Raw genomic sequence first — 24,550 nt, 5'->3', positions numbered from 1 at the left:
GTACTGATCGGTACAGTGAAGCCGACTGTACTATTCGGTACATGAGTGGTCAACCGGCGAAGACCCCGCAGGGGCGGATGACGAGGGACGCGATCGTCGACGCGGCGGCGGAGCTGATGTACGTCAACGGCGTCGCCGGGACGAGCGTCGACAAGGTGCTCGCGGCGAGCGGGGCCGGGAAATCGCAGATGTACCACTACTTCAAGAACAAGGATCAGCTCGTCGAGGCGGTCATCACCCGCTTCCTCGAAAACATCCTCGGCAACCAGCCGACCATCTTCGAACTGCACGACTGGGCCGACTTCGACCAGTGGGCCCGGGAGATCCTGGCCATCCAGACCACGCCCAAGGGGCCCATCGCCTGCCCGCTGGGCAACCTCACCGGCGAACTCGGGGACGACCCCAAGATGGCGCCGCTGCTGGACAAGGCCTACCGCGAATGGGAATCACATCTCCAGCGCGGCCTGGAATCGTTGCGGGAACAGGGAAAACTCGTCGAGGGCGCCGACCCGGCGAGGCTCGCGCAGGCCGCGCTGACCTGCGTGCAGGGCGGCCTGCTGATGGCCCACCTGCGCCACGACATCACGCCGATCGCCGACGCGCTCAAGATCGCCTTGGACCACCTGAAGAGTCACGCTCGCCGGTGAGCGCGCCGACCTCGCCGGCGAGCGCGTCGAGCACCTTCGCCACCGCGGGCCGAGAAGACGCGCCGAGCCGGTAGACCGCCTCCACATGCCGGGCCGCCTTGATCCCGGCGAGTGGACGGCAGACGAGACCGCTGCCGCGCCGGGTGTCCATTGTGTACCGGGGCAGCAGCGCGATCCCGTGCCCGGCGGCGACGAGCCGTTCGGTGATGCGGAAATCGTTGATGCGCTGGACCACCTGCGGCCGCACCCCGGTGCGGATGATCAGCGACTGGAGGATGTCGTCCACCGGGAAGCCGGCGTTGACGCTGATCCAGCGTTCGTCGGCCAGTTCGGCCAGCTCGATGCGGCGGCGCTTCGCGAGCCGATGCCCGGCGGGGAGCGCGACATCGAGCGGTTCCCGCAGCAGATGCCGGGTCTCCAGCCGGTCCGAGCCGAGCGACGGCGCGTGCTCGTCCCGGTGCGCCACCACGATGTCGTAATCCGCGACGAGCCCGGGGACCTCCGGCGGGGTCATGTCGACGTCGCGCACGATGACGTCCAGGCCGTCGAATTCCGCCGTCCGGTGCAGCAGTCCCGGCAGCAGCATCAGCCCGGCCGACTGGAAGATCGCCACCCGGACCCGGCCGCGCGGTGCGCTGCGATAAGTGTCCAATTCGGACTCCGCGCGCTCCAGGGCGGCGAGCACGTCGTCCGCGCGGGCGACCAGCGCGCGGCCCGCGTCGGTCAGCCGAAGGCCGCGTCCGGCCGGTTCCGTGAGCGCGAGACCCACGTCACCCTGCAGGGCGCGCAGTTGCTGGGAAACCGCGGACGGCGTGCAGTGCAACGCCTTCGCGGCCGCCGTCACGCTGCCGCGATCGGCGAATTCCCGCAGGGTCCGCAACCGGCCGATGTCCATACCGCCAGCATATGTGAAGCCGAACTGAACGATCGCTGCAAATATTCTCGCTGGTCCTAAAGGGTCGCTCCACGTAAGAGTGAAGACATGCCCGCCCGCGATCGTCTGCTCGCCCTGTTCGTCGCCGTCCTCTGGGGCTGCAACTTCCTCGCCATCCACGCCACCCTCGGCCAGTTCCCGCCCGTTTTCGCCGGCGGGCTGCGCTTCGCGGTCATCGCGATCCCGACGATCCTGTTCGTCCCGTGGCCGAAGGTGAAGATCCGCCACCTGCTCGGCTACGGGCTGGGCTTCGGCACCGGGCAGTTCGTGTTCCTCTTCATCGCGATGGACACCGGTATGCCGACCGGTCTCGCGTCGCTGGTGCTGCAGGCGTCGGCCCCGTTCACCGTCCTGCTCGGCGCCGTCTTCCTGCGCGAACGCGTGTCCGGACGGCAGCTCACCGGCATCCTGCTCGCCGTCGCCGGGATGGCGACGATCGCCTGGCAGCAGGCCGGGAACGCCGCCCTGCTGCCGGTGATCCTGACCCTGCTCGGCGCGCTGAGCTGGGCGTTCGGCAACCTGAGCACCCGGCAGGCGGCACCGGACAACCCGCTGAATTTCGTCCTCTGGATGTCCGTGGTGCCGCCGCTGCCGATGTTCGCGCTGTCGCTGGTCATGGAGGGTCCCGCCGAGATCGGGCACTCGCTGAGCACGCTCGGCACGACCACCGGGCTGATCGGGCTCGGCGGTCTCGCCTACGTCGTGTTGTTCGGCACGATCGTCGGCTCCGGCATCTGGACCTCGCTGATGCGCCGCAACCCGGCGGGCGTGGTCGCGCCGTTCTCCCTGCTGGTGCCGGTGGTCGGGCTGTCGATGGCGTTCCTGGTCCTCGACGAACGCCCGTCACTGGTGGAGATCCTCGCCGCGGCCGTCGTCATCGGCGGCGTCCTGTTCGGTTCGACGAAGCGCCGCGTGCGCGAGCCGGATTTCCTCGCCGAAGCCGAAACGCCTCAGCCCACTGGCGTGCGGTGAGCCGTTTGGGCACGACGTCCCGGCCGGGCCTCGTGAACACCTGCCGCACGAAGTCCTGGTAGCGCCGGCGATCCGCGTCGTCGACGAGCGGCCGCTCACGCCGGGTCATGGTGAGCAGACCGCCGTCGACACCGGGCCTCGGGCGGAACGCCGCCGCGGGCACCCGGCCGGTCAGCCGGAAGTCGAACCACGGCCACCACTGCGCGGTCATCATGGTCGCGCCGCCGACCCCGGCCCGGCGGCGCGCCACCTCCCACTGCATGAGCAGGACGGCGTCCGTCCAGCCGGGAGCGGCGAGGACGTGCCGCAGCGTCGCGGTGGTCAGGTGGAACGGCAGGTTGCCGACCAGCACGTGGGGCGCCTTCGGCAACGGATGCCGCAGGAAGTCCGCGGTGACGATCTTCGTCGACGGCTGGACGCGGCCCGCCAGCCGGGCGGCGCGGCGTCCGTCGATCTCGACGCCGGTCAACGGCCTGCCGAGCCGTTCGAGCGGCAAGGTCAGCGCGCCGTCGCCCGTACCGAATTCGATGATCGGTCCGTCCGTGCCGTCGACGAGCTTCACGACGGTTTCGATGACGTTCCGGTCGATGAGGAAGTTCTGGCCGAGTTCATGACGGCCAGGATGTTGTGTGCGCAAGGGATCTCCGCGGCTTCGAGGTGAGCCGGGCAGCACGAGGCTCGCCCGGCGATGACTCGCTCGGGCGGCGGTTCCTTGCCGGAAGCCGGGAATCCGCCGCTAGGCGCGGCGGATCCGGGTGAACGCGGGGGCACACATGGCGGCGAAGCTACCTCGGACCGGAGGCCTCCCGCCAACGGTTTTCTACGCGCCGATCCGGCTGGTGCCGAGGTGCTCGACCGGACCGGACAGCGCGGCCTTGACCCGGCGGGTGAGCTCGTCGGTGAGCACCTCGGTCTCGCCCTTTTCGAGACCGTCGACGACCTGGCGGGCGACGTCGCGAGGGTCGTTCTTGGGGATGTCGAGACCCTGGGTCATGTCGGTGTCGGTGTAGCCGAGGTGCACCCCGACCACCTGCGTGCCCTGCTCGGCGAACTCGATGCGGAGCGAATTGGTGAGCGACCAGAAGGCCGCCTTCGACGCGCCGTAGGACCCCGAGCCCGCCGCCCACGACAGGACCGAATGCACGTTGACCAGCGCTCCACCGTCCTTGAGCTGCGGCGCAAACGCTTGCGCGACGCGCAGCGCGCCGAAGACGTTCGTCTCGAAGACCGGACGGTGCACGTCGACGCCGTCGCTCAACAGCGAGCCGAGCCCGAGGACACCGGCGTTGTTGAAGACGATCGTGGCGTCGCTCGCCTTCTCCGCCAGCGCGCGGACGGATGCCGGGTCGGTGACGTCGAGCGGGAGCGGGACGATCCGCGGGTCGGTCTCCGCACGCGGCGACCTGGCCGTCGCGTAGACCTTGGCGGCGCCGCGGTCGAGCAGTTCGGCGACGAACGCCTTGCCGAGCCCGCGCTGCCCGCCGGTGACCAGGACGACGGCGCCTTCGATGGAGGTCATGACTTGCTCCTTGACAGAAGTGTTTGGCTTTTGCCTCTGTCGTCAGCATGGCGACGCGGCTCGACAGAGTCAAGTACGCTTGACCTATGTCATGGACCGCGACGGACCGGTACCGGTTACGCACCGCCCCCTCGGGGCTGGCGCTCGTTCAGGACTTCCTCAACACCAAGGCGATCAAGACGTACGGCCTCGACCTGCTGAGCGACGCCGATCTGGCGCGGCCTTGGGCCGCCGAGGCGCTGGCGGAATGGTCGCGAGCCCGGGACTCGGAGACTCCCGAGATCTCGCTGGGTCCGGGCGATCTTCGCGCGCTTCGCGACCTTCGCGCGTCGTTCGTTTCGCTCGTGGACGGCGACGACACGGACCTTGGCAAACCGGTCAGGGCGGATCTGGCCCTGCGCGACGGCGTCGTCCGGCTGTTCCCGTCCGGCACCGGACGGCAGTGGCTCGCTTCGGCGCTGTGGACGGAGACGCTGCTCGCGCAGCAGGCCGGGATCTGGTCGCGGCTGAAACTGTGCCGGCTCGACGGCTGCCGTTCGGCCTTCTACGACGTCTCGCGCAACAACAGCGGCGTCTGGCACGACGTGCGCACCTGCGGGAACGTCGCGAACCTGCGGGCCGCGCGAGAACGGAAGAAGGCGCTCAGCCCAGCGACGCCAGTGCCGACGGAATCGGGATCTCCCCGCCGATGACGTCGAAACCCTGATTCTCGGCGAGCGGCTCTTCCAGCGTGGCGACCAGGACGGCGGCGACGTCCGCGCGGGAGACGCGGCCCGGTTCGAGGTGGCCGGCGATCTTGACGTGGCCGGTGGGCTGGTCGTCGGTGAGCGTGCCGGGCCGGACGATCGTCCAGTTCAGGCTCGAACGGCGCAGGACGCTGTCGGAGATCTGCTTGGCCATCAGGATCGACCGCACCAGGCGGTCACCCTGATCCGGCGAGTCCGCGAACTGCGCGGAAAGCTGCACGAACCGCGCGACCCCCGCCTTCTCCGCCGCGCGGATCGCGGTGATCACGCCGTCACGGTCGACCAGGTCGACCGAGGCCTGATCCGGATCGGGCGCGCCGATCGCGCTGATCACCACTTCGGAACCGGCGAGCGCCTCGACGAGGTCGTCCGCGTCGGCGGTGACGTCGGCGACCACGGTCTCGGCGCCGAGCCCGGCGACCTGCTCGGCGCGGCGGCGGCTGCGCAGGCCCGCCCGCACCTGATGGCCCCGCCCCCGCAGGAGCCGGACCACGTGGATCCCCGTCCGCCCCGACGCACCCAGCACTGTGACCCGCATGACAGAGAGTCTGCCCGAAGGCCACCCTCCCCGCATTTAGTCCTCTAAATGCGGTCGGGCGTCGCGCCCTCGGCCACGCATTTAGTCCTCTGAATGCGGTCGTAGCGCGTGAAGGCCCCCTTCCCTCGGCTGAGCCGAGGGAAGGGGGCCTTCACGCGCGTTCGGGGCTAGAGGATCTCCGCCGCCGAGCCGACGTCCGGCAGCCCGCCGACGTCGGGGTTCAGCTCCCCGGCCTCGACGAGTTCCGCCTTGACCTCGTGCGGTTGGATCCGCCCGTCGCGGATGTCCTCCGCGTAGTGGCACGCGACCCGGTGCCCGGTGCCGAGCTCCCGCAGCTGCGGGCGGTCGGTGTCGCACAGGCTCTGCTGCCGCCACGGGCACCGCGTGTGGAACCGGCAGCCGGACGGCGGCCGAGCCGGCGAGGGCAGGTCACCGGCGAGCAGGATCTGCTCGCGGCTGTCCTCCACCGTCGGGTCCGGCACGGGGATCGCCGAGAGCAGCGCCCGCGTGTACGGGTGCAGCGGGTTCTCGTACAGCGTGTCCGCGTCGGCCTCTTCGACCAGCGAGCCGAGGTACATCACGCCGATACGGTCGGAGATGTGCCGCACCACCGCGAGGTCGTGCGCGATCACCAGGTACGTCAGCCCGAGCTTCTCCTGCAGATCCTCCAGGAGGTTGACCACCTGCGCCTGCACCGAGACGTCCAGCGCGGACACCGGCTCGTCGGCGACGATCAGGTCCGGCTCGACCGCCAGCGCCCGCGCGATGCCGATGCGCTGACGCTGACCGCCCGAGAACTCGTGCGGGTACTTGCGCAGCGCGGACTCGGGAAGCCCGACGGCGGCGAGGAGTTCGCGCAGCCGCTTGGCCGTCGCCTCCTTGTCCTTGTCGAGGCCGTGCGCCTTCATCCCTTCGGTCAGAATGGATTCCACCGACTGCCGAGGGTCCAAAGAGGACATCGGGTCCTGGAACACCATCTGCATCCGGCGGCGGGCCTTGCGCAGTTCCTCGCCCTTGAGCCCGGCGACGTCGGTGCCGTCGAAGACGACCTTGCCGTCGGTCAGCTCGGTCAGCCGGAGGATCGCCCTGCCCAAAGTGGACTTGCCGCAGCCGGATTCCCCGACCAGGCCGTAGGTCTCACCCCGGCGGATGGCCAGATCGACGCCGTCGACGGCGAACACGTGCCCGACCGTCCGGTCGACCACGATGCCGCGTTTGATCGGGAAGTGCACCTTGAGGTCTTCGACCTCCAGCAGCACGTCCTGCGGCGGTACCGTGTGGGTCATCGGGCCCCTCCTCGTGCGGCCACGGCCGGGATCACCGGGTTGTGGCAGCGCAGCAGCCCACCGTGATCGGGGGTCAGCTGCGGTGAAACCTCCCGGCACACGCCGAGAGCGTTCGGGCAGCGGGGCGCGAAGGCGCAGCCGCCGTCCCACGGGATGTTGTCGGCGACGGATCCCTTGATGGGGATCAGTTTCTCGCCGCGGCCCGCGTCGAGACGCGGGATCGAGGCGAGCAGGCCGTGCGTGTAGGGATGCCGCGGCTCGGCGAACAACGCGTGCCGCTCCGCGCGCTCGACGATCTTGCCGCCGTAGAGCACGTTGACCTGGTCGCAGAGACCGGCGACCACACCGAGGTCGTGCGTGATCATGATCAGCGCGGTCCCGGTGTCCTGCACCAGTTCCCGCAGCAGCGCGAGGATCTGCGCCTGGATCGTCACGTCGAGCGCGGTGGTCGGCTCGTCGGCGATGAGCAGCCGCGGACGGCACGCCAGCGCGATCGCGATCAGCGCGCGCTGCCGCATCCCGCCGGAAAGCTGGTGCGGGTACTCGGAAAGCCGCCGGGTCGGGTCGGGGATGCCGACCTTGTCCAGCAGTTCCGCCGCCTCCACCGACGCCGCCTTGCGCGCCATCCCGCGGTGCCGCTCCAGCACCTCGGTGATCTGCAGGCCGATCGGGATGACCGGGTTCAGCGAGGACAGCGGGTCCTGGAACACCATGCCGAGGTCGCGACCCCGGCGGTCCCGCATTTCCTTGTCCGACAAGCGAAGCAGATCCGTGCCTTCGAACGACACCGAACCGGTGACCTGGTTGCCGCGTTTCGCGAGCAGCCGCATGATCGCCAGCGAGGTCACGGACTTGCCGCAACCGGACTCACCGACGAGACCGACCGTCTGGCCGGGTTCGACGTCGAAACTGACCTCGTCCACCGCGGTGAACGGCTTCTCGCCGCGCCGGGAGAAAACGACCTTGAGGTCGCGTACTTCAAGGAGAGCCATGAAAGATCACCGCCTGTTCTTCGGATCGAGGGCTTCCCGCAGGGACTCGCCGAGCAGCGTGAACCCGAGCGCGACGATGATGATCGCGATGGCCGGGTAGTACGCCAGCTCGGGACGGATGTCGAGGAACTGCCGAGCGCTGCGGCTCAGCATGATGCCCCATTCCGCCCGGTTCGGGTCCGGGTCGCCGAGACCGAGGAACGACAGCGCCGCCGCTTCGAGGATCGCGGTGGCCAGGGTCAGCGTGGCCTGCACGATGACCGGGCCGAGCGAGTTCGGCAGCATGTGCCGCAACACGATCGCCCCGCGTTTGACGCCGAGCGACGTCGCCGCGAGCACGTGGTCGCTGCTTCTCTGCGCGAGCATCGAACCGCGCAGCAGCCGCGCGAAGATCGGCACGCTGACCATCGAGACCGCGACGATGACCGTCCACTGGCTCGGCTTCTGGAACAGCGCGGCGACCGAGATCGCCAGCAGCAGCGACGGCACCGACAGCATGACGTCGACGAGACGCATCAGCACGGTGTCGACCCAGCCGCCGAAGGCACCGGCGAGACCGCCGATGATCATGCCGACCACGACACCGATGATCGTGGCGAGCACGCCGACCAGCAGGGTGTTCTGCGCGCCGACGAGCAGCCGCGAAAGGTAGTCACGGCCGAAGTCGTCGACACCGAGCGGGAAACCGGGCTGGGCGCCGGGGATGATGCCCTGCCCGAGGATGACCTGGCCCTGCAGATACCGCTCGTAGGGGTCCTTCGGCGCCAGCAGCGGCGCGAAGATCGCCACCAGCAGGAACAGTCCGGTGATCACGGCGCCGGTGATGGCCACCGGGCTCCGCATCATCCGGCGCAGCGCCTCGCCACCGAGGCTGTGCCCCTTCGCCGACGAGGCCGCGAGCCGGTCGATCGGCTCCTTCTTCTTGTTCAGCAAGGTGTTCATCGGACACGCACCCTCGGGTCGATGAGCCCGTACGAGATGTCGACCAGCATGTTCACCAGCACGTAGACCAGCGCGCCGAACAGCAGCAGCGCTTGCAGACGCGGGTAGTCACGCCGTTCGATGCCCTCGGCGAGCAGGAAGCCAAGGCCGCGGAAGTTGAACACCCGCTCGGTCAGCACGGCGCCACCGAGCAGCGCGCCGGTCTGCAGGCCGATGACGGTGACCACCGGCAGGAGCCCGTTGCGGAGCACGTGACGGCGCCGGACGATCGGCTGGGTCAGGCCCTTCGAGTTGGCCGTGCGGATGAAGTCCTCGTTCAGCACGTCCAGCACCGAGGCGCGGGTGATCCGGACGATCACCGCGAGCGGGATCGTGGCCAGCGCGAACGCCGGGAGGATCAGGTGGGTGAGCGCGTCCCAGGCGGCGTCCCATTCCTGGGTGATGATGCCGTCGAAGACCGCGAAACCGGTGACGGTGGTGGCGTCGAGACCGGCCATCTGACGGCCCTGCGAGGGAAGTCCCAGCGGGGCGGCCAGCAGGTCCTGCATCATGTAGCCGAGGAAGAACACCGGCACCGCGACGCCGACCAGGCTGAGCACGATGATGACGTTGTCGACGACCCCGCCGCGGAACCGCGCGGACAGGTAACCGAACGGGATGCCGAGACCCACCGCGATGAGCATCGCGCAGAAGCCGAGCTCGATCGTGGCGGGGAGGAAGTTCCCGATCTCGGACATGACCGGCTGGGCGGAGACCAGCGAGTTGCCGAAGTCGCCGGTGATCGCCCGGCCGAGGAACTTGAAGTACTGGACGAAGATCGGATCGTCGAGGCCGAGAAGCTTGTTCAGGTCGGCGATCTTCTCCGGGGTCGCCTTGTCACCCAGGAGGGCGCCGGCGGGGCCACCGGGCAGGGACCGGAGCCAGGCGAAGATCAAAATGGACAGGATCAAGAGCGTCGGTATCGCTTGTAGCAGCCGACGCACGAGAAAACGGAGCACGTGCGTTCCTTTGTTGCCAGCCCGGGAATGGACTTCAGGGGGTGGGCGCGGTAGCACCCACCCCCTGAGCCACTAGTGGTGGTGGATCAGTTGACCGTGACGGTGTAGAAGCGCTCGTCGGTCAGCGGGCTGGCCACCAGACCCTTCACCTTCGGGCCGACGACGATCGCCGGGGGGCCGTAGGAGATCGGGATGGCGGGCAGGTATTCCATGATCTTCTGGTTCACGTCCTGGTACGCCTTGGTGTGCGCCTCGCCGGCGGGCGCGGCGTCCGCGGCGGAGATGGCCGAGAACAGCTCCGCGTTGTTGAAGCCGAACTCCGGCTTCTCGCGGCCGAAGAAGGTGCCGACGAAGTTACCGGCGTCGTTGTAGTCACCGGTCCAGCCGAGCAGGTGCACGTCGTGCTTGCCCGCCTTCTGGACGTCGTCCTTGTAGCCACCGTTCCACGGCTTGGCGATCGGCTCGACCTTGATGCCCATGGCCTTCATGTCCTCGGACAGCGAGGTGAAGATGTCCGCCGGGTTCGGCATGTACGGCCGGGTGACCTCGGTCGGGTAGTAGAACTTCAGGGTCATGCCCTCGGCGCCGGCTTCCTTCAGCAGGTCTTTCGCCTTCTGAAGGTTGTAGTCGTACTTGGTGACGTTCTCGTTGTAGCCGTCGATCGCCTTCGGCACGAACTGGCTCGCGGTCTCGGCGCCCTCGGGGAGCTTCGACTTCACGAACTGGTCGCGGTTGAGACCGTAGGCCAGCGCCTGGCGGACCTTGAGGTCCTTCAGCTTCGGGTTGTTCTTCTGGTTGATGCCCAGGTACAGGATGTTGAACGACGGGCGGATGAGCACCTGCTCGCCGTCGTTGCGCAGCAGGCCGTAGTCCGCGGGCGACGGGTAGTCGTAGCCCTGGATGTCGCCGGCCTTGAGCGCCTGCTTGCGGGCGTTCTCGTCCGGGATGACCTTGAAGACCAGCTTGTCGAGCTTGGCCGTCTGGGTCGGCGAGTCGGTGGCCTTGACCAGCGTGATCTCACCCTTGGCCTGGTCCCAGCTCTCGAACTTGAACGGGCCGGTGCCGGTCGGGTGCTTCAGCGCGTACTCCGGGTAGGAGAACGAGTCACCGCTCTGGGTGACGGCGTCGGCGTTGTACTTCTTCAGCGCGTCCGGGCTCTGCATCGAGAACGACGGCAGCGTGAAGGCCGCCGGGAAGGCGCCCTTCGCCTTGTTCAGGTTCAGGACGGCGGTCGACTCGTCCTTGGCCTGGCAGTCCTTGAACACCGGGGCGCCGGAGGCGTCACCCTCGTTCTTGGCGAAGCCCTCGAAGACGTCGCCGTAGTAGATCATCTGGCTCTGGGCGGCGGCGCCCTTCATGTTGAACATGCGGTTGAAGTTGAAGCAGACCGCTTCGGCGTTGAACGGGGTGCCGTCGTGGAACTTCACGCCCTTCTTCAGGGTGAAGGTCCAGGTCTTGCCTTCGTTGCTGCCTTCCCACTTCTCCGCCAGGCCGGGCTCGAGGTCCGCGGTGCCCGGCTTGTTCATGATCAGCGTGTCCATCATCTGGCGGATGATGCGGAAGGTCTCACCGTCGTCGTTGAAGAGCGGGTCGAACGTCTTCGGGTTACCGGCGGCGCCGAAGACCATGGTGCCTCCCGAGCCACCCCCTGCGCCTTCTTCACGCTTCGATTCGGCACAGGCGGAAATGGAGACCGCGAGTGCGCCGGCAAGCCCGATCAGGGCCACACGGCGTGCTCGGGTCACCCGCAGTTGCTGCATCTGGCACCCCTTGAGGAGATTTTCGGTGTTTAGGCACCGTCCGGTCGGTCGGTAACTCGAACTCGGCGGACGATCGGTGTGCCCGCCGACACTAGCGGGAACTCAGCCCGCACTTAAGCACGCGAGGTTACGATCGCGCTACACGACGGCCAATACGACCGCAAAGTGTCCGCAATTCCGGACGGAGTGTAATCAATTCCGGACCACTAACGCGCAGAGTGCCGGGTCACTGACTCAAATGGGTGTCCACCACTACAACCAATGGGTGCCGGAGGAAACAGGACATCGGCAGGACATTGGGTCCCGTCTCGTGAGTGGTAAGCCGGATCTCGCGTGATCGAAGCCGGATCTCGCGTGATTGAAGGCGGAACTCGCGTGATCAGGGGCGGAACACGCGATCGGCCGCGGCACGGGTCCCGTCGACGGCGAACCACCCGCGCTCGAACAGTTGCCAGCGCCGCAGTTCCGTCCTGGATCCCTCGCCGTCGCGCGCGGCGGCGCGGTCGAGACGTTCGGCTTCGCTGCCGCCGTCGAGCCACGTGAGCAGGGACAACGACGGCCGCATCCGCGCGCGGCCACTGGAAACGCCTTCCAGCACCAGGACCTCGGGCACCGGGATCTCGACCTCTTCACCCGGCAGCGGGACGCCACTGGACCAGTCCACTCGCCGGTAGCGGCCGGGCCTGCCCGCGCGCAGCGGCTCCAAGACGCCGGACTCCAGCCGCGGCCACCACGAAACGGGTTCGTCCCAGGTGGCGAACTCGTCGGTGCTCACCAGCGCGACCCGGACGCCCCGGCCGGCCAGTCCGGCCACGATCTTCCCGGCCAGCGTGGACTTCCCGGAGCCGGAAGGGCCGTCGACGGCGAGCACGCGGACGGCGCCCAGCCTCGGCGGGGCCGCGAAAAGGGCGTCGATCAGCGTGCGCGCGCGGGGCTCACTTCGGGGAGCCCTTTGACGTTGTCGGGCGTGGCCGTCCGCGCTTCGAGCGCGGCGACGCGTTCTTCCAGGTCACGCTGGGCGTCGGCGAGTTCGCAGCGGAGCAGCGCGATCTCCTCGACGGAGGTCCGGACCTCTTCTTCGAGGTGCCCGACCTCGGTCGACAGATGCAACGCGACCAGTGCCAGCACGACACCGGCCAAGAGGAAGACGAAGTTCGACGGCGTCTGCACGCCGGTTATCCGCGCCATGAAGTCGGCGGCCTGCGGAACCAGGGCGAGCACGACCACGCCGACGGCGAGGACGAGCCAAACACCCGCGTACTTTTCCCGCAGTTTCCGCCGCCGCATCATCTCGAGGACGACGAACAGCACCAGACAGGCGACGACGATGCTGAGAATGCGCCAGCCAGCCATAATCAGCTCCTTTTACGCCGAATCCGACGAGTCGACGGCGGGACGGCGGCGCACCAGCGCCAGCAGCAGGGCGAGTCCGGCGCGGCCGAGGTAGACGGCCGATTTCACCGGCGAATGGCTCGGTGTGCCACCGGCCCGTTCCCGCATGATCACCGGGATTTCCTTGATCTTCAGTTCGGCGCGGATCGCCATCACCAGCGATTCGACCGTGTCGCCGAGGTATTCGGCCGGGTAGTACGCGGCGAACAGTTTGATCGCGCGCGGGCCCATCGCCTTGAACCCGGAGGTCACGTCGGTGAGCTTGGTCTTCCCGAGCCGGGAGAAAACGACCGAGAGCACGACCATCGCGTATTTCCGCGGGCCGCTGGCCTTGTACGAACCCTTGCCCGCGAACCGCGAGCCGATCGCGATGTCGGCGTCGTCGAGCGCGTCCAGCAGGGCGGCGACCTCGTTCGGGTCGTGCTGACCGTCCGCGTCCACCTGCACGACGACGTCGTAGCCGCGGGCGGCCGCGTACCGGAAGCCGGTGCGCATGGCCCCGCCGACGCCGAGGTTCACCGACAGGCGGGCCACCTCCGCACCGGCAGCGCGGGCGAGCTTGGCCGTGTCGTCGGACGAGCCGTCGTCGACCACCAGCACGTCCATGCCCGGCAAGGACTGCTTGACCTGGGAAATGACCGCGCTGACACTCGCCTGCTCGTTCAAAGCAGGCATCACGATGAGTACGCGACGGGTGGTCACGGACGTACTGGACACTGGATCACTCTATCTTCTTACTGGCCGTGAGCGGTGTCGGACCCGGCGGGGACGCCGGAGGCGACCACACCTCGCTGACCTTCGATTTCGTAAACCGACGCGTCGAGGTTGTGGAAGACGCGCTTGAAACCCGGAGTGATGTCGAGCCGCTGGAGCCCCACCGCGGACTGCGCGTTGGGGGCCACCTTGCCCTTGCCGACCAGCACGTAGCGCACCTTGAGGTCGGTGAGCGCCTCGCGCACGCGCGGGTCGCGGTTGATGTCGTTGAGGAACACGCTGAGCCAGCCCGGCTTGGTGGTGAACTCGGCGCCGTAGTTGGTCCACTCGACCGGCTGAACCCCGGCGAGCGCGTACATCCACACCGAGCCGTCGGCCTTGTCGTTCATCACGCGCTCGCCCGGCACGACGTGCTTCCCGAGCCAGGCGTAGGCCTCTTCCTCGCCCTTGCTGACCGAGGGGCCCTCCGTGCCGTAGTTCATCGCGAGCCGCGCGGAGTTGCGGCCGATGTAGCCGCCCCGGCTCAGCACCGTGACCACGAGACCGACCACCAGCGCGCCCGCGATGGCCGCGGTGACCGGGTTCAGGTTCGGTTTGCGCTCACCGATCTTCTCGGCGAACTTGCCCGAGGCGGTGTGCACGAACTCGCCGAACGCGACGGCGCCTGCCAGCGGCACGAGCGCGCCGATCCGCCAGTGATCGTTGTAGAACACGCCGGTCAGGGTGTGGATGAGCGGGGTCTCCAGCGAGATCGTCGCGGCGAACAGGCCGCCGAGCACCACGTACGCGCCGACCATCCAGAGCATCCGCCGGTGCTTGACCAGGAAGAACACGCCGATGATCGCCGGGATGCCGATCCACCACTGCGGGAACGACGCCATCGGCGAGAACGTGATCGTCTGCCCGAGCGCGCCGGACACGCTCGTCTCGGAGGCCCAGAACGCGCTCGTCACGCCGCCCGCGTTGTAGAGCGCCGGAAGGACCTGTGGCACGCCGAGCACGACCGCCATCACGATCGTCGCGACCAGCGAGGCGGCGCTGCGGCGCCAGCCGATCTTCTCGAAGCGGAACAGCACCGCGAGCAGGATCAGCAGGAAGTAGACCATGATCACGAAGATCAGGCTGGTGTGCAGACCGGCCAGCCCGGCGACGCCGACGCCGATCGCGAGCGGACCGGCGACGCCGTTCGGCTTGAGCAGCAGGCGGGCGAGCGCGAGCATCGCGGGCACCAGCGCCACCCCGGCGACGTACGGCCACAGCGGGCCGCGCCACAGCGAGTCGTACGGGAACGCGGTGAACCAGGTGGACACGGCCGCCGCGGCCGCGGTCGCGAGCACCGGCATCCGCCAGGCGCGGCACATCGCCGCGACACCGACCGGGACGGTCAGCACGACCATGAGCGCCGCCAGGTTCAGCGTCGGCATCATCGTCAGGCCGCCCTTGCCGAAGACCAGGGCGAGCAGCGCGTGGTAGGTGTCCGGGTAGAAGTAGTCGTGCTGGTTCGGCAGGTTCGCGATGGTGCCGACGGTCGACGCGCGCGCGTCACCGTGTTCGGCGATCCAGCGCACCAGGTTGCCGTGGAACGGGGCGTCCCAGCCCTGCTGGACGTTCTCCAGGCTGTGCGAGCCGCGCAGGAAGGTCACCGTGCCGACGCCGAGACCGACCAGAACGCCGGCGCCGATCAGCAGGTGGTCGCGGAGGGAACGCTTCGACTCGTCGTCGTCTTCGTCCTCGGCCCAGTCCGGGTGCCGCTTCGCGGTGAAGCGGAGCACGAGGAACGAGAGGGCGAATCCGACGACGGACAGCAGCAGCACCCACAGGCCGACGTTCAGCATCGTCCAGCGGATGCCGAAGCGGCCGAGGATCGGGATGCCGATGGCGACGAGGCCGAAGGTCAGCAGCGGGGCCGCGGCGGCGAGGGTCCAGCCGCGCAGCCGGATCGCGGCACCGAAGACGAGCCCCGGCAGCCAGAACGCCAGCAAGACCAAAAGAACGTTCATCGAATTCGCTGTCCAACCCTATTCGGCGTCACGACGCCACCCGCTCGCGGCGCGCGATGGCGCGGCCACACTATCGAGACGTTTCGGAAGGTCGCGCGTTGCCCGGCTCGGGCGTGCCTCTCACCACGAACGCCATCACGACCAGCAGGCCGACGGTGGGTCCGGCGGCGAGCCCGACGACGGCGCGCACGACCGTGTCGCCGGGGAAGAACAGCAGGACCAGCGCGGTCGCGACGACGACGGCGGCCCAGGTGATCAGCACCTTCGTGGCCTTGGCCTGCGCGACGAGGACGGCGGCGAGCAGCTGCATCGCGGCCAGCAGCACCGACGACCAGACCAGCCCGGCCATCCACCAGGCCTCGGGATCGTTCTTGGCGCCGTAGACCAGGCGCACCACCCACGGGCCGATGAGCCAGCCGATCAGCGCGCCGAGCGCCGCGAGCGCCAGCGCTCCGGCCGAGCCGAGCGCTAGCAGCTTCCGCAGCCGGTGCTTGCCCTCCTCGGTGCTGGACAGGCGCACCACGGTCGGCACCGCGAGGGCCTGGACCGGCGCCATCAGGGTGAGCGGGGTCCTGGCCACGAACAGGGCGAGGAAGAGCACGCCGAGCGCGTCCTTGTCGCCGCCGGGCGCGAGCAGGCTGACCAGCGCCGGGTAGCCGGTGATCACGCTGGCGGTGAGCCCCGCGCCCGCCAGCAGCATCAGCATGTTCGTGACGACCGGCTTCGCGGGCTCGTCGGCGTCGAGCTTCGGGTCCACCAGCTTGGCGGCGCCGCGGGCGAACAGCAGCCAGGCGAACGAGCCGGTCGCGGCGGCGATGGCGAACCAGTACAGCTGGGTGAGCCCGGCGACCACCAGCGCGGCGACCACCAGGATCCGCACGGCGGCCTCGACCAGGATCAGCCACGAGTAGGACCGCACGTGGTCCTGGCCGATCAGCAGACCGCGCGCGGCGAACTGGAAGGCGAACGACAGCCCGCCCGCGAGCACGATCACGGCGAGCGCGAACTGGCCGCCGTAGACCTTGTCGGTCACCGCCGGGATCAGCGTGAACAGGGCGGCGACGGCGACCGCGACCAGGCTGGTGACGAAGGCGATCACCGCCGGGCGGCCCGCCTTGCGGCCTTCGAGCGCGGCGTGCGCGGATTGGCGCGAGATCTCCTGTTCGAGCGGGGACAGGGCGGCGCCCAGCCCCATCAGCATGCCCCAGAAGGAGAGCAGCACCGCGTTGTCGGCAGGCGACAGCGTCCGGCCCCAGACGACCGTGAGGACGTAGCCGAGCGCGATGGCGATCAGCAGGTAGACGCCGATACGACCGGCGGATTTCCCGGTGTCCTTGGCCAGTTTTTCGCCGCTCACCGTGCTGCTCATTTACGCAGCCGTGCCCGCAGCGCCATGAAGAGGCCTCGGAGTGCCCCGGCCCCGAAGCCGGCGGCGAACACCGGGGTGAGCTGGGCGACGGCCTTGGCCTCGGCCTTGGTCGCGCCGAACTTCGTCACCGCGAACCCGGCGGCCGTCGACCCGGCGGCGGCCAGCGCGACGGCGGTCTTCGGGCGCTTCGCGGCGACACCGAGGCCGAGTACGCCGACGGCCATCGCGGCGAACAGGCCATTGCGCGCGGGCCCCGGCGACGCGAGATACGAATCGACGAACGTGGTGCCACGGAAATACGACTGCCCGACGAACTTCTTGAACGAATCGCGGCCGTGGTAGGTCGCGGAGAAGTCCGGGGCGAGGAAGATGCGATGGCGTTCCGCGATCCAGCGCAGAACACCCGTGTCGTCACTGGCGAAACGGACGTCTTCGAAGAGCGACTCGAACGCGTTGGACGAATCCTCGAGAACGTCCTTCGGCGCGGAAAAGAATCCGGTGCCTTTCGGGAAGACGTCGAACTCCTCGATACCGAACGACATCAACCGCGGGTTCGCGCAATAACGGCGCCACGGGATCTTGACCAGCCCGGCCATGAATCCCGCGTACGGATTGTGCTCGGACGCGACGTTGATGTGACCGTTCCACACCGTGCGCTCGGGGTGGTCGACGAGCTGGTCGCGGAGGAAGGTGAGCGAGCCCGGGTCCACGATCACGCGGCTGTCGAGCAGCAGGATCTGCCGCCCCGACGCCTTCGCGATCCCCGCGCGGCGGGCTTCGAACCGGCCGCTGTTCGGCTGGGTGAGGACGGTGATGCCGTACAGCTCCTGCAGCTTGGCGAGCTTGCCGCCGGTGCCGTCGGTGCTGCCGTCGTCGACCACGACGACCTCGACCGGCCAGTTCGCCACCTGTGCCGACGCGATCAGCGCGCCGACACTGCGATCGATCCAGTCCTGCTCGTTGTAGACCGGGATCACGACGGACAGGGCCGGGAGGAGCGAATTCGCACTCACCCCGGCGAGGCTACCTTGCGCGGCCCACCAGTATCCTTCGGGCACCGCAGACCCCGACAGAATGGCTCTTCCGGTGATTTCCTTCATTCTCGGCACCACGGCGGAACTGATCAAAATCGCGCCGGTCTACCACGGCATCCTCGAACGCGGGGTCCGGCCGAAGATCTGGTTCACCGCCCAGCACGTCGACGAGGTCTCGGACGTTCTCGCCGACCTGAACCTCCCCGAGCCCGACGTCTGGCTCGTGCCGAAGGAGAAGGCGCACAACCTGGAGTCGCCCGCGCAGGTGCCGGGCTGGGCCGCGCAGGTGCTGCGGACCGCGTGGAGCCGCCGGGCCGAGCTGAAGGCCGCGCTGGTCGAGGACGGGCGTCCGCCGCTGGTGCTGGTGCACGGCGACACCTTCACCACGCCGTACGGCTCGCTCATCGGGAAGCGGATCCTCAAGTCGCGGGTCGGGCACGTCGAGGCGGGTGCGCGGTCGGGCAGCATCATGTCGCCGCTGCCGGAGGAGCTGAACCGGAAGATCGCGGCGAAGATCGTCGACATGCACTTCGCGCCCAGCGCGCGCGAGGTGAACAACCTCCGCAACGCCCGCGGCGTCGTCGTCGACACCGAGGCGAACACCGCGATCGACGCGATGCGGATGGCCATCAACGGGCCGCTGGACGTCGAGGGCCTGCCGGAGAAGTTCGGTCTCGCCACCCTGCACCGCTTCGAGCTGGTCTCGCGCGCGGAGAAGTACCGCGAGGCGCTGGAGATCCTGCGCGAGCAGAGCAAGCAGATGCCGATCCTCTACATGGCGGGCGCGCCCGAGCGCGAGAAGATCCGCGCGCTCGGCCTGGCGAACCTGTTCGACGAGAAGAACTTCATCATCCAGCCGAAGATGCGGTACCTGAAGTTCCTGCCGCTGGTCGCGCGGGCCGAGTACGTCGTCACCGACTCGGGTGGTCTCTCGGCCGAGTGCTACTACCTCGGCCTGCCGTGCGCCGTGCACCGCGAGCGCACCGAGACGCCGCAGCACCTCGGCGAGACCGTCGTGCTGACCGAGATGCGCGGGGACAAGCTGCAGAACTTCCTCGACACCTACCAGAACCGGCGCGGCGAGTCTTGGGTCGACAAGTTCCACCCGTCGGAGATCATCGTCGACACGCTGGCGCGGCTGGGCTACTGCTGACGCTTCGCGCTCGCTTATGAACGCTATGAAAGGTCCTTTCCTTGCAAAATTTGCAAGGAAAGGACCTTTCATAGCATCGGGGAACTAGAGAGCACGCCGTCCCGAGAGCGCCCGGCCCAGCGTCAGCTCGTCCGCGAACTCCAGGTCACCACCCATCGGCAGCCCCGACGCCAGCCGCGTCACGGTCAGCCCCGGGAAGTCGCGAAGCATCCGCACGAGGTACGTCGCGGTCGCCTCGCCTTCGGTGTTCGGGTCGGTCGCGATGATGATCTCGCTGATCTCCGCGCCACCGATCCGCGCGAGCAGCTCCCGCATGCGCAGCTGCTCGGGTCCGATGCCGGACAACGGGTCCAGCGCGCCGCCGAGCACGTGGTAGCGGCCCTTGAACTCGCGCGTCCGCTCGACGGCGAGGACGTCCTTCGGCTCCTCGACCACGCAGATGACCGTGAGGTCGCGGCGGGTGTCGCGGCAGATCCGGCAGGTCTCCTGCTCCGAGACGTTGCCGCAGACCTCGCAGAACTGTACGCCTTCCTTGACCTTGCCGAGCACTTCCTGCAAGCGCGCGATATCCGCGGGATCGGCCGCCAGCAGGTGGAAGGCGATCCGCTGCGCGCTCTTGGGACCGACGCCGGGCAGCCGCCCGAGCTCGTCGATCAGATCCTGGACGACACCCTCGTACAAGCTAGCCGCCGAGCCCGGGGAAGCCGCCGAGGTCCGGCATCCCGCCGCCGAGGCCGCCGGCGAGCGGGCCGAGCTTCTGCTCGGTGAGCTTCTGCGCGTTGGCCGAAGCGTCGCGGACGGCCGCGACGACCAGGTCGGACAGGGTCTCGACGTCGTCGGGGTCGACCACCTTGGGGTCGATGGACAGCGACTTGAGCTGGCTGTCGCCGGACACGGTCGCGGTGACCAGGCCGCCGCCGGAAGTACCGGTCACCTCCGTGTTGGCCAGCTCTTCCTGGGCCTCGACCAGCTTCTGCTGCATCTGCTGTGCCTGCTGCATGATCTGCGACAGGTCGAAGCCGCCACCGGGTTGCACCATGATCCGATCGGTCCTCTCCTGGAAAATCCCGTGCCGCCTACCAGCCTAGCCGTCACCCGTGTGGCACCGTGGGCGCCGTGCGACGACGGATGGGCCTGGTGCTGGCGATCGGATTGACGCTGTTCACGGCGTGCGGGGTGGACACCCCGGCGTCTTCGCCGTCGAGTCCGCCGCCGCCCGGCACCACCACGGTGTTCACCACCCTTCCGCGGCCGAGTTCCACGACGAGCGCTCCGCCTTCGAGCGCGCCGTCTTCGAGCAGCCGTCCGCCGAAAACCGGCAAGGTCGTCGTGCTGGATCCCGGGCACAACGGCGGCAACGCAGGCAAGCCCGGCGAGATCAACAAGCAGGTCCCGGCGGGGCGCGGCAAGACGAAACCGTGCAACACCACCGGAACCTCGACGAATTCCGGCTACACCGAGCACGCGTTCACCTGGGACGTCTCGCAGCGGATCTCGCAGGCGTTGGCGGCCAAGGGAATCCGCGTCGTCCTCACCCGGCAGAGCGACACCGGCGTCGGGCCGTGCGTCAACGAACGCGCCGCGATCGGGAACGAAGCCGGGGCGGACGCCGTCGTGTCGATCCACGCGGACGGCTCGAATTCCGCCGGGGCCCACGGTTTCCACGTCGCGTACTCGGCGCCGCCGCTGAACGCGCAGCAGGGCGAGCCCTCGATGAGGCTCGCGACCGCGTTGCGGGACGGCCTCCGCGCGGGCGGTTTCCCGACCTCGACGTACCTCGGTTCGAACGGGCTCGCCCCGCGCGCCGACCTCGGCGGGCTCAACCTCTCGACCCGTCCCGCCGCGCTCGTCGAATGCGGGAACATGCGCAACGCCGCCGAAGCCGCGGCGATGGCGAGTGAAGAGGGGCGTCAGCAGTACGCGGCCGTCATCGCGAAGGCGATCGAGGACTACCTCGCGGGTTAGGGCTTCAGCAACACCGGGCTGCCGCCGACCTCGACGGAGTCCGACTCGATCTCCGGCCGCGTCCCGTCGAGGCGTTCCGCGCTGCCCGGCGCGGACAGCCGCACGGTGCCCGAAGGCGCCCACGCGATCCGGAACTCCATGCCGTTTCGCGTGAACCGGCATCGCCACAGGTTCTCCGGCAGCCCGGCCCGCGTGCCCTCGCCGCAGGACCGGATCTTCGCGCCGTCGAGCCAGCGGCCGAGCCGTTCGACGTGGGCGGCGGCGCGGGTCGGCGGCCCGCCCGCCGGCTGGAGCACGATCGGCACACGGTCGCTTCCCCAGTTGTAGAAATACATCCGCTTGAAGCGCGCGTAGAGGCCGGTCAAGAAAATGCGGGCGGCGTGGTCCGCGGCGACGGCGGGGTCGACCGGCGGCTGCAACGGGACGTCGAAATCGGGGCCGGTGCTCCACAGGTTCGCGTGCCCGTTGGTGCGGTGGAAGCTCCGCTGGATCTCGTCCGCGACGGCGAGCATCGTCTCCGGCGGGTCCGCCATCCTGCCCGGGTGCAGCTTGACCGCGGCGGCGTCGCAGCTCTCGTAGCCGCGGAGTTCGCCGAACCGCTCCATGACCCGCCGATACGCGGGATCGGCGAGGTGCCCCATCGACGGGCAGACCACGGTGGCGCCGGGATCACCCGCCTTGATGATCCGGCTCGCCCGCCGGACCATCTCCACCAGCCGTTCGACCGGACCGGTGAAGTACTTGGGGTGGTTGGCCATGTCCCACAGCTCGTAGGACTCGATGCGGCCGCGATACCGCTCGACGACCTTCCCGACGAACGCGTCCCAGTCCGCGAGGTCTTCGGGCGGCGCTGCCCGGGAGCCGTCCGGGTAGGCCGACGGCGGTCCGCCCGGCGCCGCCCAGCCCGGAGTACCGCCGAAGACGTACAGCACCGGGAGCCCCGCCTGGTTCGCCCCGTCGACCAGCCTGTCCAAAGTGGACCACGCAGGCCTGCCGCGTTCCGGTTCGAGGTTCTGCCAGCGGGTTTCCGAATCCCAGAGCCGGACCGCCCCGACGCCGAACGTCGGCATCAGCCCGGTCTCGCTGTTCGCCGTCACACCGAAGAACGCACTGTCCACAGGGGACGGGAACTCGGTCCACATCGGGGCGTGGAGCGCCGGCGCGGCCGGTTCCGCCGCGGGCACCGCGCTCGCCCCGGCCACGGTGACCATGACGAGCGACGCCAGCAGCGGCCACCACCCGATCCGGTTCCGCCGCCTCGGTTCGGGAACCGGCTGCGGAGCGGGAGGCGCGGACGCGACCCCTCCCCGTGCCGCGTCCGCGCGTTCCCACAGCCGGAAGAGCTTCGACAGTTCGTCGCGCTCGGCCTCGCACACCGTCGCGATCCGTTCCAGCGGGCCGAACGCGGCCGGCACGCTGACGCCGCTGCAGTAGCGGTGGACGGTCGATCGGCTCAGATGCGCCTTGGCGCCGATCCGTTCGTAGCTGTGCCCGCTACGCCGTTTCAGCCCTTCGAGCAGTTCCGCCAAGGCCCGGCCGGGTTCTCCTCCTGCCATGGGTCCCTCCCCCGGATGGTGCCTGCGAAGCGTCACCGACGACCCCGCGAACGGGACACCCCTTTTCGTCCCAGCGAAAACATCACCGCGCCCCGGGCCTCCCGGAAACGTCTCACGCGCCCGCGTCTCCGCAGGTCAGCATGGGCTTGTCGTCCCACCCTCCCGGATTGGGCCGATCGGCTTGTCTCAGCGCGTCCGGCACGTTTGAGTTACCGCCGGAGAAGAAAATGCCGTCTTGAGGGGGACCAGGCATGACTCTGCGCATGATCTTCGATCGGAAGGATCTCCAGGGGATCCGGATAGCCGAAGCACCGGACCCGCTGTGGGAGCTGGTGCTCGGTTCGCATCAGCTGAGAGAGGACCGCCCGTCGGCCTGGCGGCAGCGGGTCCAGCTGAACCTGCGTCAGAACGAAGAAGCGGCACGATCGCTGAAGACGCTGTTCACCCTCGTCCCACCGAAGGGGAACTTCCCCGATTTCCTCACTCCGCCCACGTCGGCGGGGTCCTTCGAAAGCGGGCTCGAAGCGGTGGCCTGCACACCTCGCGGACGGCTGTGCGCCGATCTCCGGACCGTGTTCACCGGCACCGCCCCGACCTGGGTGAAACGGCTCGCCGATGGCGATCGCGACGAGGTCCACGGGGTGGTCGGCGCCCTGCGCGAAGCGTACGACCTGGTGATCGCGCCGTTCTGGCACAGCATGCGCGAGACCGTCGCCGCCGACCGCGCCCGGCGGGTCCGCACGCTGGCCACCGAGGGGGCGGGGGCGATGATGCGCGGCATCCCCGGCGTCCGCGGCTGGGACGGCGAGGTGCTGGAGATCGCCTACCCCCGGCAGCGGACCGTCCATCTCGGCGGCCGGGGGCTGACCCTGATCCCGAGCCGGTTCTGCGCGAACACGCCGGTCACCTTCATCGATCCGGCGCTGCCGCCGGTGCTGCTGTACCCCGCCAGCGTGACGAACGCCCGCCCGGTGGACGTGTCCCCCGAACTGGTTGCGCTCCTCGGCCGGACGCGCGCCGAAAGCCTCGGTGCGCTGCGTATCCCGCGCACGACCAGCAAGCTGGCTTCATGCCTCGGCACCTCGATCGGCACGGCCAGCAAACAGGCCGCCGTGCTGCGCGAGGCCGGGCTCGTCACCAGCGCCCGGCAGGGCAGCGCCATCCTGCACCACCTCACCCGGCTCGGCACCGCACTGCTCGCCGGGGAACTCGACGAAGGGACCGTTCCATGAAGTCGGTACTCGCCGCCGTCGCCTTGATCGCGGGCACGGCCGCCCCCGCCGCCGCGGCGACGGATTTCCCGGTGCTGCAGATGAACCTGTGCCGCAGCGGGGTCGCGAACTGCTTCAACCAGGGCGGGACGAACCCGATGGCGAAGGCGGCGAGCACGATCGTCGCGGCGAACCCGGCCGTCGTGACGTTGAACGAGGCCTGTTCGTCGGAGACGACGAAGCTGGCGGCCGACGTCAAAGCGCAGTCGGGCCGGGCGTACACGGTCGTCTGGCAGCCCGTCGGCAAGAAGGAGAACGGCCGGACGACGCCGTATCCGTGCACGTCAGGGCGGGGTGAGTACGGCATCGCGGTGCTGGCCAGGCAAGACCTCGGAGCGGTGCAGGCGCGCGAAGGCGGCTACTACGGGCCCCAGGATGGCGGCGCGGAGCAGCGGGCCTATCTGTGCGCGAAGTTCGGCACGGTGAACGCGTGCACCACGCACCTTTCGACGAAGCAGCCCGCTGTCGAGCAGCAGTGCCAGGACCTGAAGGGGCTGCTGGCGAAGTACGGCACCGGCACCGTGTTCGGCGGTGACCTGAACCTGCGCTACCCGGGCGATCCGAGCGCGCAGGCGTGCGTCCCGGCGGGCTCGTTCCGGAAGGGTGACGGCAACGTGCAGCACATCATCGCCGGCGGTGCCTTCGGCTTCGGGAGCTCCGGGAAGACGTCGATCCCCGGCACCGACCACCCGGCCTGGCGGGTCACCCTCACCCGCTGACGCCCCGCATTTCGTCCTCTGAATGCGGTAGTTGCGCGTGCAA

25 protein-coding genes are annotated in these 24,550 nt (G+C 69.0%); 7 read left to right on the top strand and 18 right to left on the bottom strand.

From position 1 onward, the window contains the following. Positions 1–41 precede the first annotated feature (41 nt). Positions 42–647, top strand: coding sequence for a TetR/AcrR family transcriptional regulator (locus DMC61_RS35075; protein ID WP_370456441.1), 606 nt, complete (start codon positions 42–44; stop codon positions 645–647). On the opposite strand, the gene DMC61_RS35070 is transcribed toward DMC61_RS35075, so the two are convergent. After that, positions 604–1,542, bottom strand: coding sequence for a LysR family transcriptional regulator (locus DMC61_RS35070; protein WP_125694805.1), 939 nt, complete (start codon positions 1,540–1,542; stop codon positions 604–606). The genes DMC61_RS35075 and DMC61_RS35070 overlap by 44 nt on opposite strands. A gap of 87 nt (positions 1,543–1,629) precedes the next feature. Here DMC61_RS35070 and DMC61_RS35065 point away from each other — a divergent pair, with 87 nt between their 5' ends. After that, the gene (locus tag DMC61_RS35065) at positions 1,630–2,553 is read left to right on the top strand and encodes an EamA family transporter (RefSeq protein ID WP_016337926.1); all 924 of its coding nucleotides are present in this window, start codon (positions 1,630–1,632) and stop codon (positions 2,551–2,553) included. Here DMC61_RS35065 and erm read toward each other — a convergent pair. After that, the gene (gene erm / locus DMC61_RS35060) at positions 2,456–3,190 is read right to left on the bottom strand and encodes a 23S ribosomal RNA methyltransferase Erm (RefSeq protein ID WP_125694803.1); all 735 of its coding nucleotides are present in this window, start codon (positions 3,188–3,190) and stop codon (positions 2,456–2,458) included. The genes DMC61_RS35065 and erm overlap by 98 nt on opposite strands. A 183-nt stretch (positions 3,191–3,373) precedes the next feature. Next, positions 3,374–4,072, bottom strand: a complete 699-nt coding sequence (locus DMC61_RS35055) for an SDR family oxidoreductase (protein WP_125694801.1) — start codon at positions 4,070–4,072, stop codon at positions 3,374–3,376. Between the two features lie 86 nt (positions 4,073–4,158). Between DMC61_RS35055 and DMC61_RS35050 the strand changes: the two genes are divergently transcribed. Beyond that, a complete protein-coding gene (locus tag DMC61_RS35050; RefSeq protein WP_125694799.1) occupies positions 4,159–4,764 on the top strand; it encodes a CGNR zinc finger domain-containing protein in 606 nt (201 codons plus the stop codon). On the opposite strand, the gene DMC61_RS35045 is transcribed toward DMC61_RS35050, so the two are convergent. The 12 genes from DMC61_RS35045 to DMC61_RS34990 all read right to left on the bottom strand — a co-directional run bounded on the left by DMC61_RS35045 (position 4,715) and on the right by DMC61_RS34990 (position 17,822). Beyond that, positions 4,715–5,356, bottom strand: coding sequence for an SDR family oxidoreductase (locus DMC61_RS35045; RefSeq protein WP_037334951.1), 642 nt, complete (start codon positions 5,354–5,356; stop codon positions 4,715–4,717). The genes DMC61_RS35050 and DMC61_RS35045 overlap by 50 nt on opposite strands. Positions 5,357–5,523: 167 nt before the next feature. Beyond that, entirely contained in the window at positions 5,524–6,642 is a 1,119-nt protein-coding gene (locus DMC61_RS35040; protein WP_016337930.1) for an ABC transporter ATP-binding protein, read from the bottom strand. Then, entirely contained in the window at positions 6,639–7,634 is a 996-nt protein-coding gene (locus DMC61_RS35035) for an ABC transporter ATP-binding protein (protein ID WP_125694797.1), read from the bottom strand. The genes DMC61_RS35040 and DMC61_RS35035 overlap by 4 nt, the downstream gene beginning before the upstream one ends. 6 nt (positions 7,635–7,640) lie before the next feature. Beyond that, a complete protein-coding gene (locus DMC61_RS35030; protein ID WP_125694795.1) occupies positions 7,641–8,576 on the bottom strand; it encodes an ABC transporter permease in 936 nt (311 codons plus the stop codon). Continuing rightward, a complete protein-coding gene (locus tag DMC61_RS35025; RefSeq protein ID WP_016337933.1) occupies positions 8,573–9,574 on the bottom strand; it encodes an ABC transporter permease in 1,002 nt (333 codons plus the stop codon). Before DMC61_RS35025 ends, DMC61_RS35030 begins: the two co-directional genes overlap by 4 nt. Positions 9,575–9,660: 86 nt before the next feature. Continuing rightward, positions 9,661–11,202, bottom strand: coding sequence for an ABC transporter substrate-binding protein (locus DMC61_RS35020; protein ID WP_125694793.1), 1,542 nt, complete (start codon positions 11,200–11,202; stop codon positions 9,661–9,663). Positions 11,203–11,713: 511 nt separating this feature from the next. Next, complete coding sequence (locus DMC61_RS35015; protein ID WP_125694791.1) at positions 11,714–12,253, bottom strand: uridine kinase; 540 nt, start codon at positions 12,251–12,253, stop codon at positions 11,714–11,716. Next, positions 12,250–12,687, bottom strand: a complete 438-nt coding sequence (locus DMC61_RS35010; protein WP_016337936.1) for a DUF2304 domain-containing protein — start codon at positions 12,685–12,687, stop codon at positions 12,250–12,252. The genes DMC61_RS35015 and DMC61_RS35010 overlap by 4 nt, the downstream gene beginning before the upstream one ends. Before the next feature lie 12 nt (positions 12,688–12,699). Next, the gene (locus DMC61_RS35005; protein WP_255431745.1) at positions 12,700–13,443 is read right to left on the bottom strand and encodes a glycosyltransferase family 2 protein; all 744 of its coding nucleotides are present in this window, start codon (positions 13,441–13,443) and stop codon (positions 12,700–12,702) included. Positions 13,444–13,460: 17 nt separating this feature from the next. Next, positions 13,461–15,440: a DUF6541 family protein gene (locus tag DMC61_RS35000; RefSeq protein WP_125694789.1), complete on the bottom strand. Its 1,980-nt coding sequence runs from the start codon at positions 15,438–15,440 to the stop codon at positions 13,461–13,463. A 70-nt stretch (positions 15,441–15,510) separates the two neighbouring features. Then, on the bottom strand, positions 15,511–16,809 hold the full coding sequence (locus tag DMC61_RS34995) for a hypothetical protein (protein WP_125694788.1): 1,299 nt from the start codon (positions 16,807–16,809) through the stop codon (positions 15,511–15,513). Then, positions 16,806–17,822 carry a glycosyltransferase family 2 protein gene (locus DMC61_RS34990; protein WP_037334926.1) on the bottom strand — a complete coding sequence of 339 codons (1,017 nt, stop codon included), beginning with the start codon at positions 17,820–17,822 and terminating at the stop codon, positions 16,806–16,808. Before DMC61_RS34990 ends, DMC61_RS34995 begins: the two co-directional genes overlap by 4 nt. A gap of 61 nt (positions 17,823–17,883) precedes the next feature. Between DMC61_RS34990 and DMC61_RS34985 the strand changes: the two genes are divergently transcribed. After that, positions 17,884–18,996 (top strand): UDP-N-acetylglucosamine 2-epimerase, encoded by a 1,113-nt coding sequence (locus DMC61_RS34985; RefSeq protein WP_125694786.1) that lies wholly within the window; start codon positions 17,884–17,886, stop codon positions 18,994–18,996. Between the two features lie 84 nt (positions 18,997–19,080). Here the strand turns inward: DMC61_RS34985 and recR are convergent, their stop codons facing one another. Both recR and DMC61_RS34975 read right to left on the bottom strand, forming a co-directional pair. Further along, on the bottom strand, positions 19,081–19,677 hold the full coding sequence (recR, locus tag DMC61_RS34980; RefSeq protein ID WP_005166260.1) for a recombination mediator RecR: 597 nt from the start codon (positions 19,675–19,677) through the stop codon (positions 19,081–19,083). A gap of 1 nt (position 19,678) precedes the next feature. Next, positions 19,679–20,035 carry a YbaB/EbfC family nucleoid-associated protein gene (locus tag DMC61_RS34975; RefSeq protein ID WP_007035126.1) on the bottom strand — a complete coding sequence of 119 codons (357 nt, stop codon included), beginning with the start codon at positions 20,033–20,035 and terminating at the stop codon, positions 19,679–19,681. A gap of 89 nt (positions 20,036–20,124) precedes the next feature. Between DMC61_RS34975 and DMC61_RS34970 the strand changes: the two genes are divergently transcribed. Further along, positions 20,125–20,961, top strand: a complete 837-nt coding sequence (locus tag DMC61_RS34970; protein WP_125695044.1) for an N-acetylmuramoyl-L-alanine amidase — start codon at positions 20,125–20,127, stop codon at positions 20,959–20,961. Here the strand turns inward: DMC61_RS34970 and DMC61_RS34965 are convergent. Continuing rightward, entirely contained in the window at positions 20,958–22,517 is a 1,560-nt protein-coding gene (locus tag DMC61_RS34965) for a helix-turn-helix domain-containing protein (protein WP_125694784.1), read from the bottom strand. The two genes, DMC61_RS34970 and DMC61_RS34965, sit on opposite strands and share 4 nt — an antisense overlap. Before the next feature lie 251 nt (positions 22,518–22,768). On the opposite strand from DMC61_RS34965, the gene DMC61_RS34960 reads away from it, so the two are divergent. After that, entirely contained in the window at positions 22,769–23,749 is a 981-nt protein-coding gene (locus DMC61_RS34960) for a helix-turn-helix transcriptional regulator (RefSeq protein WP_125694783.1), read from the top strand. Next, a complete protein-coding gene (locus tag DMC61_RS34955) occupies positions 23,746–24,507 on the top strand; it encodes an endonuclease/exonuclease/phosphatase family protein (protein ID WP_125694781.1) in 762 nt (253 codons plus the stop codon). The genes DMC61_RS34960 and DMC61_RS34955 overlap by 4 nt, the downstream gene beginning before the upstream one ends. Positions 24,508–24,550: the final 43 nt, after the last annotated feature.

The sequence above is a fragment of the Amycolatopsis sp. WAC 04169 genome (assembly GCF_003947535.1).
In the GTDB taxonomy this organism is placed as follows: domain Bacteria; phylum Actinomycetota; class Actinomycetes; order Mycobacteriales; family Pseudonocardiaceae; genus Amycolatopsis; species Amycolatopsis keratiniphila.
The sequence above is the reverse complement of the archived record's forward strand: the minus strand, read 5'-3'. Positions and strand labels throughout refer to the sequence as shown.